Here is an 18,581-nt window from a genome sequence, read left to right as displayed (position 1 = left end):
CGCTGTTCACTTAAAAAGTCCTTCTATTATGCTCAGGCTCCGCCCGAGACCTGTCACCAGTTATACTATAACAATGTTACAAACTCAAACAAGATTCTTATGAAAAGAAACATACCACGTGCCGCCATCCATGTAGGCACAGACAAGAAATCGTTCTCGTCCCAAGTTGGCAACGAGGCGGAACGCAGAGGTTGGGACGAGAAGCGTTACCAACTAAAAAACGCAGACATAGATAAGAACAACCATTATAACTACTCACGCAAGAGACTCAACTTTGAGATAGTCAAGGGTGGAAAGATAGTGCCTCTTGGTTCCCAGTCGGTGCCGTTGCATGAACGCTTGCAGCACAGACTTGATGAACTTGGCTTCAAGCCATATATGGATGCCAAGCGTACCGACCAAGTTTCAAGGAACAGTCCGAACTGCACTGTCGGCATCATCTTCAGTGGTGACCATGATGTGCTTAACAGGCTTGCCTTTGGTGAACAGAAACTCAACACATCAGATCCAAATGCTGACCACAGCAAAGTTGTATTGCAAAAAGGCATCTATGACTGGGCATTGGACACCTACCGCTTTGCATGTGAGAAATGGGGAGAAGAGAATGTCATCGGCTTTGATGTGCATTGTGACGAGACAAGCATCCATGCCCATGTGCAGACCGTGCCTGTTGAACAAGTAAGGAAACGTGGGCGCATCGGAAGCAAGTACATTCACAAGGATAATCCAGAAAAGGTTCTCTCTACCAAGGAATGGAGAGCACTTCCAAAAGAAGAACGTGACAACTACACAAAATTGGAAGCGGCAAAGGGTGTTGTTGAAAGGGTCTCTTATGCCAAAGTGTGGGGAGAGCGAGCAAAGGACAAATCACAATACCTTTCCCAACTGCATACTGACTATTACAACAAGGTAGGGCATAAGTATGGCTTGGCAAGAGGCTTCTCCTATGATGAACTTTCAGAGGAAGAGAAGCGAGGACGCAAGCATAAGAACAAGGTGGTGATTGAAGCTGAACGTCAGGCGAAAGTCGCTCTTGACAAAGTGGAGAAATATGCAGTGCTTGCCACAATCGACAAGAAGGAGCTGACCATTCCTTTACTCAACATCAAGGCTCCAGTTCAAGAAGCGATGAATGCCGTAAAGAAAGAACTTGCCATCCCAATTCCTACTATTATCGGGCAAAAGGCGTGGCGTGAGGAACGGACAACAAACATCAATGATGCTATCAAAGCTCTTGTAGCAGCCATCAATGCAGAACGTGACAAGCAGAATGAAGGTGTACGCAAGTCTGTCAACAAGACGTACACTTACTATATGCAGAACCTCAATAAGCAGATAGAGGAGAACAAGTCGCTTCGTGCCGAGAATGATGCGCTAAAGGCAGAAAACAACAAAGTCAAACAACACATCTCTCAACTTGACGAGAAGGCTGTGGAGCGAGTGACTACTCAACTTGTCTGTGCGAAGGAAGAACTCGCCAGTGCCAAAAGTTATAATACTACACTTTTGGAAATGTACAATGATTTGAAGGCTCGTTGGAATGCCATTTGGCAAGAGCCTGAAATGACAGACGCATGGAGACGAGTGGAAGCACGAAAGGAGGAAGATGCAAAAGAAAAGGCTCGGCAAGAAGCCGAAACCAAACGTGAAAGTTTAGCTCGGCAAGATAGATACATAGGAGTGCTTGACAAGTTCATCAGAGAGGGGTATAAAACTTTATCATCCTTTGCAAAAACAGACAGAGTCAACTTCAACGAGAAAGAATCGGCTTCCATATACTATGGCATTATGGCATCTGCTGTAAAGCATAATATTGGATTGGACTCTAAAGCCTGTATAGAATCGGCAGCAAAAAGTTTCTTATCTGGTATGTCGTGGAAAGGTTTTACAGACTTCAAGCAAGAATGTGTCACCAGTTGGACAAAACTCTTCGCCACGAATGAAGTTCAATTCACAGACAAAGCCATTGACAACTTTCTCGCTTTTGTTGACTATATGTCATGCAGTGCAGACACATACGTTTCACTCGGTGGCTCCAATGGCTGCGCCGACCAACTTACGAATTGGGACGGAACACAAAAGGTGGGGCTGGGGAGCATTCTACAAAAGAAAGGAAAAAGAATATCACTGTAATTCAGAAGGACTATTTCTTGCCTGTGTTAGTTGTTTGTTTAGATTTTATACTGCAATATAAAATGGCAAAGAATAGAATCGAAAGATACGGCTTTATAATTGCCGGGAGAAGAAAATTCCTCTGTATATACCGTTCCTGTAGACATATCCTGTAGCATGACTTTCAACTTACATGCTCCTTCGGTCTTTACATCAGCAGAGAAGCGATAAGTCCTGCCACTCTCCATGTCAACCCTCTGCATGAGTCCTGCATGACCAGATATACAGGCTACATTATTGCCTGCATTGTCAGTCTGTACGCAAACCGTACCATAGTTACCCTATGGCTGCCATGCTGAAAGTCCTTCGCTGAAGGTTCCATTCTGCAAGGTAGAGACAGTATATTTCTCAACCTGCAGTATCATGGACGATACGTGACCTCCTCCGTCGGAAAAGGTGATGTCGACATTATTATCGCCATTCTTCAGCAGCAGTATGTCGAACGGTACTTCTATCATACCGAAAAATATATTGCGGTTGCTCTGGCCGTAGCCTTTCCAGTTGTCGGGAACATTCACAGCGGTACCATTAATCTTTACCACCGGTTTCTTGGAAGCAGAGACAGGACGGCCTATCGACATACGCAAGCTTGCTCTGCCCGAACCAGACTCGATTCCTGTGAAGGGGAACGAAAGGGATGATCCGGCGGAAATCGGTTTCAGATACTCACTGCTGTAATATTTATTGCGGATTATGGAGTTCGTGAATGCTGACGAAGACACATCTGCTACAAGGACTATGGTCTGATTTGGGACAATTGAGATGCTTTCAGGCATGGACGGGACATTCTGTTCCGTATATTCTATACCTGCGTTATAATTGACATATAGAGAACGCTTTGTGACATTCGATACATCCTTCCAGCTATTCTTATTGTTCAGATATACAGTCTGCGGGGTATCATCAAGATTATCAAGGGCGATATAGAGTCTGCCTCCATCCTTGAATGCCTGTACCTGAATATCAGGATTACTGCTGGTTATATCAACACGTTCGCCTTTTACATTCTTCCAGAGTTCGAAGAAATATTTTTTGTCATTAAGCCTCCATGTGGTATTCTTCAGATTCTGAGGATTGTCGGGAATAAACAGTGCCGCACTATATGAAGTATAATTGTTTGCAGCGGTGATATGCCACTCAGCCTTATCTGAGACAAAAGGTATTGAGATAAACAAATTGTCCTGACGTTCCATCAGATTAAACAGAAAATGATTAAACGACGAAACACTCCGCACACTGCTTATGTCATCATAGCTGTCGTCGGGCTTGCTGTTGTCAATACCTCCAAACTCGGAAATGGCAAGAGGCTTGACATGTCCGAACTTAATATAGGAATACGCCTCAACCATATCAAGAACTGCTTCGGAGTTACTTCCTGAACGTTTCGTATCGGTGCCGGTTACATTTATTCCATCATAAAGATGTACAGAGAATCCATCCATATATGCACCTGCACGATCGATGAACATTTTCATGCGGGTGTTCCAGTAATTGAAGTTCCCATCCTCCCAGGCGGGGTAGGCTGCGGCATAGCCTATCACCTTCATCTTTCCGTTAAGACGCGGATTATTGTGTATATGTTTACCTATTGAAGCATAAAAATCGACCATCAGTTCGCGCATAGCCTGTCCCTGAACGGTAAAACCGGCATCATTTGCATGAACGAACGGTTCATTGAGGGGTTCAAAAAACTCAGGTACCAGCTCGCTGTTGGAATAATACTCAGCCGACCATGCACCTGCAGCCTGAACGTCTATGCCGCCCTGTATGTGCTGTACATAGGGATGCTCTGTGGCAATATATCTTTTTACGGAAATATTTCCGCTGTATGGTTTCATCTGAGGATATTTGCCTACCTCATGCGTCTTGTTATACGCATACGAGTATGGTCCCCAGAACTTTCTTCCAAGACCGACCTGATAGTCGGCAAGAAACTTGCCTACATCCTTATCATCATCGGAGGTGGAATGAATATTGAAATATTTAGAACGGTCGAGTTCTGAAACACCGCTCAAAAAGCGACGGGTATTATAGTCGACAACCACCTCGTTCCTTTCCTGACAATAAATACCGGGAGGAACACCTAGGGTAAATGCCGATAACAGAAAAATATATTTATAGCTCATAATTTCTTTCCTTTTTATGCCCAAAAGATTAGAAAAACTTTTCCTGTAAAAATTATAAAAAAATGTCGTTTGAGCTTCTTTTTGTCGAATTAGCACTTTTTGAATTGTCGAATTAGCACTTTTTTGTCGTTTTGATACAAGCGGTACTGTTTGAGCGCTATGATCAACTATTTTATATTTGGTAAATTTTTAACTATACTCCACTTATTTTTTTCTCTATCTTTTATGTCTTCTAAAGTTACTATACCTTTAGCTTTTCCGTAAAATCCTTCTGATGTTATATTAGTTACTCTTATCTTCCATGAATCACCAACAGAACTAAATACAGCTGCAAGAGATGGACCATCAAAAGACTTTTTATTACCATGATTATTGTTACGAAAAAGTTTATACATATCAATATTAGGTTCTAAGACATAAACATCCTTACTATCAACTTGTGCATGTGTTCCAAATATAGCATGAACATTATTTATTTCAGAATCATCTGCATATGAACCTATTGTTGCATTAGGGTCATCTTTATGCTTTTTGTCAATAAAACCTTTATGAATTAACAGACAAAAAGAAGAACTTTTGGACCATACACTATCAATCTTAACCGTACCATTATGCGTTGTATGAGGGTTTAACATAACGGCAGCACGTCCATTTTCATTTTGTATGTTCTTTGCTTGTATATCATAAACACCTGCATATTTTCCACCCGCACCTGATTCCAGGCGTAATGTTACACCACCTTTTGCATATATTTCTCTGAAGCACAATGACTGTGCTCCATGCAATTGACACAGACCATATCCAGAATCTGCATTTAATATGCTACAATTTTTTATTTCTCCATTTGTAGGACGAGATATTTCCCATTTATCTGCCCCATATTTACTTGCAGGCACAAATACAATTCCACAAAACTTAGTATAATTATCTTTTATAACTGCATCTGCTATAAGAAAATTCTTTACTAATCTATTTACTATAAAACGAGCACAACTTTTATTTCCTGGTTCAAGATAAGAATAGTCTACTGTATAATTACCATTTATTCCTCTGATTGAACAATTCTCAATATATGAACCATCCTCTTTTTCTGTTGAGAAAATGAAAATACATGAGTTGCCTTTTCTATTGCTATATGCTAGTTTTAATACGGTCTTATTGTCTACCAATATATGCACATTAGACTTCATATATACGTTAGCCAAACAGAATTCACCCTCAGGTATATAAAGCCTTCCACCACCATTTTCAGATATATCATTTATAGCATTCTGAAAAATTTCAGACTGGTCTAAGTTTGAATTAGGTGTAGCATTATAGTCTTTTACAATATTCTTTTCTAATTTATATTTATCTATAGTTTCCACATAACTAGATTTGATAGACAATTCTGTTCTACACATTGAATTAGTATCTTTAGGCTTACAGAATGCAAATGAATATTCTCCACCTAAAGACAACAATAATAAAGCTATAATCAGTTTATTCATAACAATCCTTAATTCCGCAACATTTCAGTTTAACATTATTTACAATATCCTGAGCAACAATAAGTTGCTTAGAATTTTGCCATGTCAGAATTTTCACTTATCTTAGTGTTGCGAAAAGAAAACAAGCAAAACTCTAGTATGACATGGTAAAAATACAAATTAAATCAGAGAAACTCACTCCTTTTGGAGGAATATTTTCAATCATGAAGCAATTTGACTCCATATTGTCATCAGTAATCGACACAACCCTCGGTTTAAGATGTAAATCGTTTGGTTATCGGTACAGCGAAATCATCCGTTCTCTCATGAGTATCTATTTTTGTGGAGGCTCATGTATTGAGGATGCCACTACTCATTTAATGAACCATCTCTCGCTTCATCCGACACTTCGCACTTGTAGTTCTGATACTATTCTCAGAGCGATAAAGGAACTGACGCAAGAAAACATCTCATACACATCAGATATCATTTTATTGCTGCTGAAAGTTTCGTGCTCTAGGCTTACCATTCTTTCCCTTTCCCATTCCCTTTCGAGAACCCTTCTGAGCAAATCGCTTCATCATCTGACGCTCAAGCTCATAAACACGCTGTATTTGCTGCTGGGTGAGGAACTGCGAGTACTTCTTGTAATATTTCCGACGAATGTCAAGAATCTTCTCGCTCATCTCAAAACGCTGCTTAATCTCCTGTTCGGTCTGAGCATCTGTCTTTACTTCGCCTTTCTTATGATGAGGGCGAGATCCTAAAGCCCAAATTTCTTTCTGGCACTCGGTATAGGTGCCAATAAACTTAGAACTGGTCTTGTCATCAAGACCCAAATCGTGAGCAATATATTGTGCCTGCTTTTCAGCCAACTGTTCACGAGAAAGGCGCTGCTTTTGATTAGAAGCCTTCTGATTAGGAGCCTGTGCGTAAGAACTTACAGAAACAGTCATCATTGTGATGACCATCATCAAAATACCTAAAATCTTTTTCATAATTCACCTTAATTTATATATTATAGAATCTATTAATTATATCCTTGTTATATTCTTGAATCCGTTTATTCATCAAGAAAGACATCCTCCTGATAAACATTGAGCAAATAAGCCTGATCAGCAGAAGATAACTGAGCGAAAGCTTGATCTACCGCTTGCATCTCATTATCTGCCTGAGATGGCAGAGAAGAATGAGGCGCAGCGAAATCGATATTGAGTACCAGGAGTACTGCCACCGATGCTGCCACTGCCATTGCAGCCGCCCATATCCCCCTTATCAGAGGTCGCTTGTTCGGCTGTATCCTGACAGGTTTCGGTTTGTCATCCTTCACCTGTTCCAGGATATTGGCTTCCATCTCTTTGAAGAATCCTTCTGGCGTTGAGTAAGGCATCCGCTTACCCACCTGGTCGAAGTTGAACTTCCCGGTTTTATTGAAATCAAAATTTGTATCCATATTCTTTTCCATTTTGAATAACCATTAAAAACTCACAGAACTCTCACTTAATCGTTCGAATTCATGTACTTAATAATTTTCTCTTTGGCAACATGATAGCTTGCCTTGATACTTGTTGGTGTGGAATCCGCAACCTTGGCTATTTCGTCGAACTCGAGTTCGTCGTAATATCTCATATTGAATGCCAGCTGCTGCTTGGGCGGAAGCGAGAGAATCGCCTTTTGCAGTTTCACCGCCACCTTATCATCAAAGTCGATATAATCATCACCTTGAATCAGGTTGACACCTGTGGTTTCCGATTCTATGGAAACAACTTCCTGTCTCCGTTTGCTGATAATCCTAAGAGCCTCATTCGTGGCTATGCGATAAATCCAGCTTCTCAGAGAGCAATCGCCCCGATAGTTGCCGAACGAGCGATAGATTCTCACGAAGGTTTCCTGCGAGGCATCCTGTGCATCATCATGCGAAACCACCAGTCGGCGAATATGCCAGTAAACCGGTTTCTGATACTTCATCATCAGCATTCTGAATCCGTTCTCCGGGCATTCCTTCAGCGTATCCACTATGCCATTGTCATTTATACTCATATTCGTTTATTCATAAACGTTACAATAATATGACCATTCAAAATGGGAAAAGTAAAAAGGCGGAATACTTTTTTTTCTAAAAAAGTTTGTATTATCAATGATTATTCGTATCTTAGCAGCGTCAGTCCTCGCCAAGCCTCTTAACAATGCTCAAATCGTGCGAGGCGTTTTTTGTTTATACACATTTGAATATGGCGAGTCTTATTCCCTTTACAAAACGGTTTGAATCTTCAGAAAATCTCGTTGATTTGCTTGAATCTCGAGGTTTACAAATTTGTGATAGAAACAAAGCCATACAATACCTTGACAATATTGGTTATTACAGATTGTCTGCTTACATGTACCCTTTGTTGAAGATGCCCAAAACTGCACATTTGTATAAGGAAGGTTCAACATTCAAAAAGGTGATGATGCTTTATCGCTTTGACAAGAAACTGAGACTGCTCATGTTCAATGAAATAGAAAAGATTGAAATTGCTATCAGACGTGCGGTGATGCAAATAACAGCAGATATGACTGGCAATCCTTTCTGGCTTACTGACTCTTCTTATTTCTTGGATAGTTCAAAGTTTAATGAAACAATGCGAGCTATATCCAAGGAATATAGCAAATCCAAGGAGGAGTTCATTCTCCATTTCAAACGAACCTACTCAGAACCTTACCCACCATCGTGGATTTTAGGAGAGCTGCTTACTATTGGAAACGTCAATGCCATTTATCGCAACATCAAACAAAATCGCATACGCAAACGCATAGCAAAACGTTTTGGTTTACCTATAAATGTGTTTGAGTCATGGCTTACGGTTATTGCTGTTACTCGAAATGCCTGTGGCCATCATTCAAGAGTATGGAACAAGCAGAATGCTATTCAGCCAGCAATTCCCAATAGTCCCGCAGGAGAATGGATAACGCAGCCAACAGATTCCATGCGTGCTTACTTTGATCTTTGCATCATCAAGTACTTTCTTAATGTTATATCCCCAAATAATGATATGCAATCCAAACTAACATGGTTGTTCATTCGGTTTCCTGAAATTGACTTAAAAGCTCTCGGCTTTCCGCAGGGATGGGAAACGGAACCATTATGGAGGTAACAACATGTGGAATGGCTACTGATCATTCATTCCCTTACATGGTCTTCTTTGTTTCCTTTTTATCATATTACGGGGTCGGTTCAAACGCCCCCATCCAATCCATATCTATGTAATTTTGATGTAACCAAAAGTTAAATACGTTAAATTTTAGCCATTTCGTATCTATATAGAATCCACACAGTCACTTTTCTACCGTTTAGAACGTATAATACTGATAATCAACTAATAATAGATACAAAAACTGTAAGAATTATGAAAACTAAGAAATTATTATATACAGGTTGCTTCATGGCAGCTTCCATGTTGTCACTCACATCATGTGGCGATTTCCTGGATGAGGATCCAAAGGGTCAGTTGAATCCAGACACATTCTATACCATCGAAGACGACTACACCGCAGGTGTTAATACGCTGTACGATAAAGTGAATCAGACACAAAGTTGGACTAACCCTATGTATCCACAGTGGCAGGGAGATGATATCACTGCTAACCCTGGTTCCAACAAGCAGGCTTGTGCTGCGCTCGATGCATTTGATTCTGATGGTGCCAACAAGGGTGTTACAGAAGCCTGGACTCAGCATTATGCAGTTATCAAGACAGCCAATCTGATTATCGAGGGCTCTGAGAAATTCCCTGGTGATAAGGCTAAGATTGCTACCGCATTGGGAAACGCTCACTTCTGGCGTGCTTACTCGTACTACTATCTGGTACGTGTATTCGGCAAATTGCCTATTATCACTAAGACCAACATAGAACAGTTTAATGCTCAGCCATCTGAGATTGAGAAAGTATACGAATTGATCGTTCAAGACTTGAAGGATGCCATCAACGAACTTCCTACAGGTTATGACAAGGAGCCTGCCCGCTTGTTCGGAGTTGACGTTTGGGCTACCAAACAGGCTGCACAGTCTACCTTGGCAGCAGTTTATATGTCAATGGCAGGTTATCCGCTCAACAAGGGAACAGAATACTATAAGCTCGCTGCTGAGTTGGCTAAGGATGTCATCACCAACAATGGTACTTATGGCTTCATCTTGAACCAAGACTGGAAGGACGTTTACTCTATGGGTAACAATTACAACATGGAGACCGTGCTCGGTATCAACAACGATGCCAAGGGTTGGTGGGATCATGACTCACAGCTTTCTTCCTGCTGTCGCTTCGAAGGTCTCGGCGATGGTGGCTGGGGTGACGCCTGGGGCGAAATTGCTTTCTGGAAGAGATATCCAGAGGGACCTCGCAAGAATGCTATTTATGCTCCTAAAGTTACATTCCAGGAGACTATCACTGAGAAAATCGGCGATGAGGAAGTTAAAAAGGATAAGATCAGCAAGGCCGTTTACTGGTGGGAACTTGACAACAATGGCAAGCCTGTCGTAGATGCTTATCACCCTATGTTCACTATCTTCACTGTCAATGCTGACGAAAAGGGTACTATGCTTAAACAGCCATACGATTACATGGGAATCAACTATAAGGGTATGGTTAATGACCGCCGTCATAACCTCATCCGCTATTCAGAGGTTCTCCTCTGGTATGCTGAGAGTGCATCCCGTGCAGGCCTCTCTGACTTGACTGAAGCTAAGAAATGCTTGAAGCTGGTTCGCAGCCGTGCCGTAACAGATGTTGAAAATGTGACACTTGGCGACGGAACTACCGTAAAGATCGACAACATGAGCGCTGCCCAGCTTGCTGAGGCTTGCTACATCGAACACGGATGGGAAGTTGCAGGTAACTGGGTATCTATGGTTACCCGCCGTTCAGATGAGCTCCGTATGGACGAGCTCAAGAAGAACTTCGAGTATCGCGTTGCCAATGCTCCTATCGTTGTTGCGAAAGAGGGTGGCAAGGAATACACTGCCAAGGAGAGCGTTACCGTTAAGGGTACTTGGTCTGAGGATAGAATTTACTGTCCATATCCAACAACCGACGGTGAGAAGAACCCGAACTTGAAGAGGTAAACTTTTTAAGTAATCAATTCATAAGAAATCAACTATTCTATGTTGTACCAACACATTATGTACGAGAATAGACTAGGTTGTGTGCCCTTTCTGTTGTGAAACAGGAAGGGCACAGTTTTTTTATGAAGAATAAGAGAAATACTCTTAAGAAATATCCCGAAATTTTTGGTAATTACGAATATTCAGCGTATCTTTGCAAGATATAACTTAATACAAAACATTATGGCTAATAATTATCAACCTTTCAACCGATCTTTGCTGGCGATGGCTGCCCTGCAAGCCTTGCCGCTATCTCTCTTCGCCCAAAACACCCCACCCAACATTCTCTTCATACTGTGTGACGACATGGGATATGGCGATCTGGCTTGCTACGGCCAACCTTATATCCACACGCCTAATATAGACCGGATGGCACAGGAGGGAATGAGATTCACCCAGGCTTATGCCGGTTCTCCCGTCTCGGCTCCGTCGAGAGCTACCATCATGACGGGTCAGCATACGGGACATACACATGTGCGTGGAAACAAGGAATACTGGAGAGGTGTGCCAATGGTAAAATATGGCAACAACGAGGAGTATTCTGTCGTAGGACAGGAACCTTACGACCCGCAGCATAAGATTCTGCCCGAAATCATGAAGGACAAAGGATATAGAACCGGCGTATTCGGGAAATGGGCTGGCGGATATGAAGGTTCGGCTTCTACTCCCGACAAGCGTGGCGTGGACGAATTCTATGGCTATATCTGCCAGTTTCAGGCTCATCTCTATTATCCTAACTTCCTGAACCGCTACAGTCGTGCAATGGGAGATACAGCGGTGGTAAGAGAAGTAATGGAACAGAACATCCAGCATTCGATGTTCGGCAAGGATTATTTCAAGCGCAAACAGTATTCTGCCCGCATCATCCACGACAAGGCACTGGAATGGATTGACAGACAGGATAAGGAACATCCTTTCGTAGGATTCCTTACCTATACCCTGCCGCATGCCGAACTAGCCCAGCCGGAAGACTCTATTCTAGAGAATTACCAGAAACAGTTTTTTACCGATAAAACCTGGGGCGGATGGGAAGATTCGAGATACAACGCTGCGGTTCATACCCATGCACAGTTTGCCGGAATGATTACCCGACTGGACCAGTATGTGGGCGAAATCTTCGCCAAGCTGAAGGAGAAGGGACTCGACAGGAATACCGTTGTCATCTTTACTTCAGATAACGGGCCGCATGAAGAAGGTGGTGCTGATCCAGAGTTCTTCGGTCGCGACGGTAAGTTGAAAGGTCTGAAGCGCCAGTGCTACGAAGGCGGCATCCGCATACCATTTATCGCCTGGTGGCCTGAGCATATCAAGGCAGGAGCGGTGAACGATACCCAGTTTGCCTTTTACGACCTGCTGCCTACTTTCTGCGATTTGGCTGGCATCAGAAACTTTGCCAAGCGTTATACCAACAGAAAGTTGGCTGGTGATGGTTTCGACGGAATCTCTATCGCTCCTACCCTTCTGGGCAAGGATGCAGAGCAGAAACATCACGATTACCTGTACTGGGAATTTCACGAAACCGACCAGATTGGCGTGAGAAAGGGCGACTGGAAACTGGTGGTAGTAAAAGGCGAGCCGCGGCTCTATAATCTGGCTTCCGATATCCACGAAGACCATAATGTGGCGGCAGAACATCCTAAGATTCTTACCGAACTCCTGGCTGCCATCAGAAAGGAGCATCGAGACAGCAAGGATTTCGAAATTACGCTGCCAAAGTTCTGATTTTCTCTCCCGGTTACAGAAAGATAGAGATTACAACTAGATTCAAGAAAAAATGATGAACGACAACATAGCAAATCCATTTGCCAAGCCACTGTATGTAATGCTGAAGCCTGCGGGTGCCCATTGCAACCTGGCATGCAAATACTGTTATTATCTGGAGAAGAACAAGCTCTATCCCACTGCTCAGCGACATCTGATGAGCGATGAGATGCTGGAACAGTTTACCCGAGAATATATTGAGGCGCAAACCATGAACCAGGTGCTCTTCACCTGGCATGGTGGCGAGCCTCTGCTGCGCTCCATCGGCTTCTACCGCAAGGCTTTATCCCTACAGCAAAAGTATGCTGGAGGCAGGCGCATCGACAACGTAATTCAGACCAACGGCACGTTGCTGACCGATGAATGGTGCGAGTTTTTCGCCCAGAACCATTGGCTGGTAGGCATCTCTATCGATGGTCCGCAGCCTGATCATGACCATTACCGGCTGACGGCTGCGGGAAAACCATCGTGGAAGAAGGTGATGCAAGGCATCAAACTGCTGAAGAAACACGGGGTAGAATGGAATGCGATGGCGGTGGTGAATGCCTATAATGCCAATCATCCGCTGGAGTTCTACCGCTTCTTCAAGGAAAACGGCTGTCAGTTTCTGCAGTTCACACCTATCGTTGAGCGACTGACCCGACATGAGGATGGCCGTACCCTGGCAAGTCTTGCCGACAAGGATGAGATTTCTCTGAGCGAGGCATCGGTTGCGCCGGAGCAGTGGGGCTACTTTCTCTGTGCAATTTTCGATGAATGGGTTCGGAAGGATGTGGGCAAAATCTTCGTTGAGATTTTCGACTGCACACTGGCAAACTGGATGGGTATTTCTCCCGGCATCTGTGCTTATTCCAAGGAATGCGGTCATGCGGGAGTGATGGAGCACAATGGCGATGTTTATTCCTGCGACCACTTTGTTTTTCCGGAGTATAAGTTGGGCAATATCCGTGACCATTCGCTCATCGACATGCTTTATGGTGAGCAGCAACAGGAGTTCAGCCGTCTGAAACACAGTTCTCTTCCCCGCCAGTGCAAGGAGTGTGACATGGAGTTTGCCTGTCATGGAGAATGCCCCAAGAACCGCTTCATGAAAGATAAGTATGGCGATTCCGGTCTCAACTATCTCTGTCCGGGTTATTACCATTATTATCAGCATGTAGCGCCCTACATGGATTACATGAAGCAGGAACTCATGTCGCAGCGCCCACCTTCGAACATCATGAAAGTTGTACAGTAAGCATGACAGATTCTAAAAAAACAGCAAAATACTTGGAGAAAAGTCAGAAATATCGTACCTTTGCAGACAAAAAAGCAAAAATACGGATATGAAAAGAATCAAAATGCCACTCTTGGCAAGAATCATCATTGCCATCCTGTTGGGTGTAATCTTCGGCAATTTCTTCAATGAAGCTGCCGTCAGAGCGTTTCTCACCTTCAACGGCATCTTCAGCCAGTTTCTGGGCTTTATGATACCGCTCATCATCATCGGTCTCGTAACACCAGCCATTGCCGACATCGGTCATGGAGCCGGAAAACTCCTCCTTGCCACCGTGGGCATCGCCTTTGCCGACACCATCCTGGCGGGTCTGCTTGCCTATGGTACAGGTTCGGCACTCTTTCCACACATGATAGCCAACTCAGCCCATGTGGCAGTAGATAAGGCTGAAGAACTCAAGCCCTTCTTCGAAATCAAGATACCTGCCATGGTAGATGTGATGAGTGCCCTCGTATTCTCGTTCATTGCCGGACTGGGCATTGCCCACAAAGGCAGCCGCACCATGAAGAACATCTTCCAGGAATTCAAGGAAATAGTGTCTGGCGTCATCGCCAAAGTCATCATTCCCCTCCTACCTCTTTATATCTTCGGCATCTTCCTGGGCATGACATTCTCCGGCGAAGCCTACCATATTCTGCTGGTCTTCGCACAGATTATCCTCGTGATTCTCGTACTTCATATCGTCATCTTACTTTACGAATATCTGTTGGCTGGTGGCTTGTCCCACAAGAATCCGTTTAAGCTGTTGCTCAACATGTTGCCAGCCTACTTCACGGCACTTGGCACATCATCATCAGCAGCCACCATTCCGGTAACTCTGAAGCAGACCTTGAAAAACGGCGTCACCGATGGCATTGCCGGATTCACCATTCCGCTCTGTGCCACCATCCACCTCTCGGGTTCAATGATGAAGATTACCTGCTGTGCGCTTACCATCTGTCTCATCAATGGTATGCCTTGCAATCTTCCTCTCTTTCTCAACTTCATCTTCGTGCTCGCCATCTGCATGGTAGCAGCTCCGGGAGTTCCGGGAGGAGCCGTCATGGCAGCGCTCGGTCCGCTAGCCTCAGTTTTAGGTTTCAATGCTGATATGCAAGCGCTTATGATAGCCCTCTATATTGCGATGGACAGTTTCGGAACCGCCTGCAATGTAACGGGCGATGGTGCTATTGCTGTTGTCGTGGATAAGATATTCAGAAAGGATAAATAAAAAAATAAAAAGGTGTGTCATTAGTCCATGACACACCTTTTTTATATATAAAACCAATATTTAGAACTTAATCCAGGTCAGTTTCTTCCATATTCCCTCGAAAGGACCATGGGAGTGATACTTGAGCCAGAGGTTGGAGAAGAGGCATTGTACTACCACCATGGCAATACCCACAAAAAAGGCGTAGGTGATGCCAAGCTTTGTCTGGAGATTGAAACCATAATAGGCAAACAGTCCGCAACCGATGATAGACTGGAGGAAATAGTTGGTCAGACTCATCTTACCAAACTGGCGCAGGAATGACAATCCCTTTCTGAACCATTCCTTTCCGTACCATAACAATACGAATCCTGATACTACAAACGAGAGGATGAAGAAGTTGTAGATAGGATAAAGCCAATTGTTCCATGTTTCCATGTGGCGCACATCAGCTATGCCTCCCACAATCAATACCAGGATGGAAACCATCAGCACCTTCTTCCACAAAGCCAGGTTGTTGTTCTCATTGTAGAACCAACGCTTTCTACCCACCAGCATTCCGAGTATGAAGAGGCAGATGGTCTGCGTATGTCTTCCCTTCATCAGGCACCAGTAATAGGTAGCCACCTGTCCGTATCGCAGGTTACTGTAGGCATTCTCCAGGAAACTGCCGTGCTGATGTCCGTTATACATATTTCCATACACCTCACTCAACGACGATGCATCTACCTGCCATCCGGTAATGAGGGAATAGATTTCTACCGGTTGGATAAAGAGGAAGGCAACCACCCACCAGAGCCATTTGGTAGGAAGATAACTCAATGGGATGAGAACCAGTCCATAGATGGCATAGGAGAAGAGGATGTCGCCATCAAAGAAGGCGGTGTTCACGATACCGAGCATTGCCAGGAGGAACATTCGCCAGGCGAATCTACCCGAAAAGCAATTTCCACGCTGCTGCTGATTATCATTCATGATAAAGAAGCTTAATCCGAAGAGCAGGGCAAAGATGCCATACATCTTTCCCGACAGCAGCAATGCCAGCACATCTGCCATCCAATCATCACACCCCAGCGTATAAGCATGCGCTATGCTTCCATCGTACATATTGAAATGCTCCACAGAGTGATAGAGAATAATACCTGCTACGGCCAATCCTCTCAAGGCATCAGCCACGTCAATACGGCTGTTTTTCAGTCCTAATGTCTTGTAAAAATTCATTTTGATATTGTATGTTAGTTATTATGAGCCCACAAAGGTATAACATTTTATTGGAAAAAGCGAATAAATCAGCCTTTTCCTTAGTTATTCGTCAGAAAAAGTGTGGGAATTTGTTGATTATTCGTTAGAAAAAGTGTGGACTTCTACAGATATTCGTCAGAAAAAGTGTGGAGTTATTGCGATTATTCATCAGAAAAAATGCAAATTAACACAAAATTATTCAACGAATAAAAGCTTCGATTCTGACATTTCCGTCAGAATCGAAGTGAAAGCCAATCATCGAACTTCACGTTCTGGAAGGTATGGATGCCCAGTTTCTCGGCAGCCTCGCAGTTTTCCTTCAGATCATCGATGAAGAGGGTTTCGTCGGGATGGATGTTCGCCTGTCTGATTACCTCCTCATAGATGTGGGCATCAGGTTTTGCCAGATGCATTCGCTGAGAGAGGAAACAGTGATCGAAATAATCCTCTACCCCATGGTTCTGATAAGGGAAGAGATGCTCCACGCAATAATCCCAATGTATATCAATGGTATTGCTCAAGAGGAAGAGGCGGTAACCAGCCTTCTTCAACTGCAGGAGTCGCTCCTTTTTCTCATCAGGAATCTCCACCAGCATCTTGTTGGCTGCATCGATGATTTCTTCATTCGTCACATCAGCTCCTGTCAACTCACGGGCTGCATCGCAGAATGCTTCGGTGGTAATCATTCCCACACCCAGTTTGCTCATCAGCTTCATCCCTTCACTCTGAGGATTCGGATTCGCCAGTTCCCCCATTCCTATCGCCTTGAAAGCCCCGATGCATCCTTCCGGATTGAGCTTCACCAGGACATTACCTAAATCAAATATGATATTCTTGTATTGCATAATCTATACCTTATCTTAAATCGCACTTTTAATCTTTAATCAGATACTTACTGCAAAAGTACTGTAAATTCGGGAGAAAACAAATGATTTGGAAAAGGAATGGCGGGAATATAACATTTATTAGTAAAAGAGGAAAGCCTATGTATGAGAAAGTTTTTCTAAAACTATTGCCACTATTGCCACGCTATAAGATAGTTAACTGATATTCAGTTATTTAAGCGTGGCAATAAGGGCATTTCCTATTGCCACCTATTGCCACCTATTGCCACACTCGGGGTAAGCGGCTCCGCGTTTATACCTTGCCCTTTATCGTAAAATTTCTTACCTTTGCACCATAATTTTAAAAGCAACGAAATTATGAGAGCAACAGAACGTTATGAGAGGGCATGGAATGCCTTCCAGATTCATTTGAATCATAATCCAAAAGCCAGTTTGATTCCTTTTTTAAAGGAACGGCATGTAAACCATCGCTCGATGCATAGATGGATGTCAGAGAAAGGTTATTCTGTTAGGTTAGCCAAACAGCAGATTCGTCTGCTTCAGGCCGAAGCTCGTAAGGAATGTTCCGAGGCAATAGCCAAGGACACTGGGATGATGTTTCTTCCCATGGAAATGCCATCCGAACCCGTCTGTCCAGAGAACTATCTTTTTGGCATAACCCTAACCTTCCCAAATGGAACGATAGTCACCATCAAGAAAGGTAGCGCCAAATCTGTCATGCATCTGATGAAACTTTATGAAAAGGAGGATATGCTATGTTTGGACTAAACGAAAATACCCAGTATTACGTCTGCCAGCGATATGTCCGAATGAACATGGGCATAAATGGCCTGTACCAGATTGTGAGGACGGAGATGGAGCTGCCGCCACTCGGTGGTGCCGTCTTCATCTTCTTCTCAAAGAACCGCCAGCAGGTAAAAATGCTCAAATGGGATGGCGACGGTTTCCTGCTGTATCAGAAGCGACTGGAGCGAGGAACCTTTGAATTACCATTCTTTGATCCCCAAAGCAAACAATGCAAAATGCCTTACAAGACACTATCTGCCATCATGAGCGGAATTTGCCTGAAAAGTATGAGATATAGAAAACGGCTTAATCTGTAGGCGTGCAAGATTGCGTTTAATAGGTTGTGTATCAGTAAGATAGTAAAAATAAATATCTGAAAATCCTTGCATGTCTCGATATTTTTTCGTACCTTTGCACTATGAAAAAGGACGAAATTATAGTACTTTTAAAGGAACAGCTTCAGCTTGCAAACGAACAGCTTCAGCAAGCTAATGCTACGGTGGGTTCGCTGACTGCACAGGTCAGCGAACTCATTGAACGTATAAAGTCATTAGAAGAACTACTCGTCCAGAAAGGAATC

The 18,581-nt window shown here is 43.4% G+C and carries 15 protein-coding genes and 1 pseudogene; 9 read left to right on the top strand and 7 right to left on the bottom strand.

Annotation, left to right across the window (positions count from 1 at the left end):
• The first annotated feature begins 99 nt into the window (after window positions 1–99).
• Window positions 100–2,133, top strand: a complete 2,034-nt coding sequence (gene mobV, locus KSW37_RS07335) for a MobV family relaxase (protein ID WP_217313840.1) — start codon at window positions 100–102, stop codon at window positions 2,131–2,133.
• 320 nt (window positions 2,134–2,453) lie between these two features.
• Here mobV and KSW37_RS07330 read toward each other — a convergent pair whose 3' ends face one another.
• Together KSW37_RS07330 and KSW37_RS07325 are read right to left on the bottom strand one after the other, a co-directional pair.
• Window positions 2,454–4,298: a beta-porphyranase A gene (locus KSW37_RS07330; protein ID WP_254368577.1), complete on the bottom strand. Its 1,845-nt coding sequence runs from the start codon at window positions 4,296–4,298 to the stop codon at window positions 2,454–2,456.
• A 167-nt stretch (window positions 4,299–4,465) separates the two neighbouring features.
• The gene (locus tag KSW37_RS07325) at window positions 4,466–5,788 is read right to left on the bottom strand and encodes a glycosyl hydrolase family 28-related protein (RefSeq protein ID WP_217313839.1); all 1,323 of its coding nucleotides are present in this window, start codon (window positions 5,786–5,788) and stop codon (window positions 4,466–4,468) included.
• Window positions 5,789–5,931: 143 nt separating this feature from the next.
• On the opposite strand from KSW37_RS07325, the pseudogene KSW37_RS07320 reads away from it, so the two are divergent.
• Window positions 5,932–6,252, top strand: a pseudogene (locus tag KSW37_RS07320) (IS1380 family transposase); the annotation flags it as partial.
• 6 nt (window positions 6,253–6,258) lie between these two features.
• Here KSW37_RS07320 and KSW37_RS07315 read toward each other — a convergent pair.
• The 3 genes from KSW37_RS07315 to KSW37_RS07305 form a co-directional block, all read right to left on the bottom strand.
• Complete coding sequence (locus tag KSW37_RS07315) at window positions 6,259–6,765, bottom strand: hypothetical protein (protein ID WP_217313866.1); 507 nt, start codon at window positions 6,763–6,765, stop codon at window positions 6,259–6,261.
• A 65-nt stretch (window positions 6,766–6,830) separates the two neighbouring features.
• Window positions 6,831–7,220 (bottom strand): hypothetical protein, encoded by a 390-nt coding sequence (locus KSW37_RS07310; protein WP_217313838.1) that lies wholly within the window; start codon window positions 7,218–7,220, stop codon window positions 6,831–6,833.
• Between the two features lie 47 nt (window positions 7,221–7,267).
• The gene (locus tag KSW37_RS07305; protein WP_217313837.1) at window positions 7,268–7,807 is read right to left on the bottom strand and encodes an RNA polymerase sigma factor; all 540 of its coding nucleotides are present in this window, start codon (window positions 7,805–7,807) and stop codon (window positions 7,268–7,270) included.
• A gap of 191 nt (window positions 7,808–7,998) precedes the next feature.
• On the opposite strand from KSW37_RS07305, the gene KSW37_RS07300 reads away from it, so the two are divergent.
• From KSW37_RS07300 to KSW37_RS07280, 5 genes are all read left to right on the top strand, one after another.
• Entirely contained in the window at window positions 7,999–8,901 is a 903-nt protein-coding gene (locus KSW37_RS07300; RefSeq protein WP_217313836.1) for an Abi family protein, read from the top strand.
• A gap of 252 nt (window positions 8,902–9,153) precedes the next feature.
• A complete protein-coding gene (locus KSW37_RS07295; RefSeq protein WP_254368576.1) occupies window positions 9,154–10,863 on the top strand; it encodes a RagB/SusD family nutrient uptake outer membrane protein in 1,710 nt (569 codons plus the stop codon).
• 222 nt (window positions 10,864–11,085) lie between these two features.
• On the top strand, window positions 11,086–12,624 hold the full coding sequence (locus tag KSW37_RS07290) for an arylsulfatase (protein WP_217313835.1): 1,539 nt from the start codon (window positions 11,086–11,088) through the stop codon (window positions 12,622–12,624).
• A gap of 55 nt (window positions 12,625–12,679) precedes the next feature.
• Window positions 12,680–13,900, top strand: a complete 1,221-nt coding sequence (locus KSW37_RS07285; RefSeq protein ID WP_217313864.1) for an anaerobic sulfatase-maturation protein — start codon at window positions 12,680–12,682, stop codon at window positions 13,898–13,900.
• A gap of 88 nt (window positions 13,901–13,988) precedes the next feature.
• Window positions 13,989–15,149 (top strand): dicarboxylate/amino acid:cation symporter, encoded by a 1,161-nt coding sequence (locus KSW37_RS07280; protein ID WP_217313834.1) that lies wholly within the window; start codon window positions 13,989–13,991, stop codon window positions 15,147–15,149.
• A gap of 60 nt (window positions 15,150–15,209) precedes the next feature.
• On the opposite strand, the gene KSW37_RS07275 is transcribed toward KSW37_RS07280, so the two are convergent.
• A complete protein-coding gene (locus KSW37_RS07275) occupies window positions 15,210–16,349 on the bottom strand; it encodes a DUF418 domain-containing protein (RefSeq protein WP_217313833.1) in 1,140 nt (379 codons plus the stop codon).
• A 254-nt stretch (window positions 16,350–16,603) separates the two neighbouring features.
• The gene (locus KSW37_RS07270) at window positions 16,604–17,215 is read right to left on the bottom strand and encodes an HAD family hydrolase (protein ID WP_254368575.1); all 612 of its coding nucleotides are present in this window, start codon (window positions 17,213–17,215) and stop codon (window positions 16,604–16,606) included.
• 357 nt (window positions 17,216–17,572) lie between these two features.
• Here KSW37_RS07270 and KSW37_RS07265 point away from each other — a divergent pair, with 357 nt between their 5' ends.
• Window positions 17,573–17,983, top strand: coding sequence for a hypothetical protein (locus KSW37_RS07265; RefSeq protein ID WP_117588064.1), 411 nt, complete (start codon window positions 17,573–17,575; stop codon window positions 17,981–17,983).
• Window positions 17,971–18,318 (top strand): IS66 family insertion sequence element accessory protein TnpB, encoded by a 348-nt coding sequence (tnpB, locus tag KSW37_RS07260; protein ID WP_117588063.1) that lies wholly within the window; start codon window positions 17,971–17,973, stop codon window positions 18,316–18,318. Before KSW37_RS07265 ends, tnpB begins: the two co-directional genes overlap by 13 nt.
• Window positions 18,319–18,581: the final 263 nt, after the last annotated feature.

The organism is Segatella copri (assembly GCF_019127135.1).
Classification (GTDB): domain Bacteria; phylum Bacteroidota; class Bacteroidia; order Bacteroidales; family Bacteroidaceae; genus Prevotella.
The sequence above is the reverse complement of the archived record's forward strand: the minus strand, read 5'-3'. Positions and strand labels throughout refer to the sequence as shown.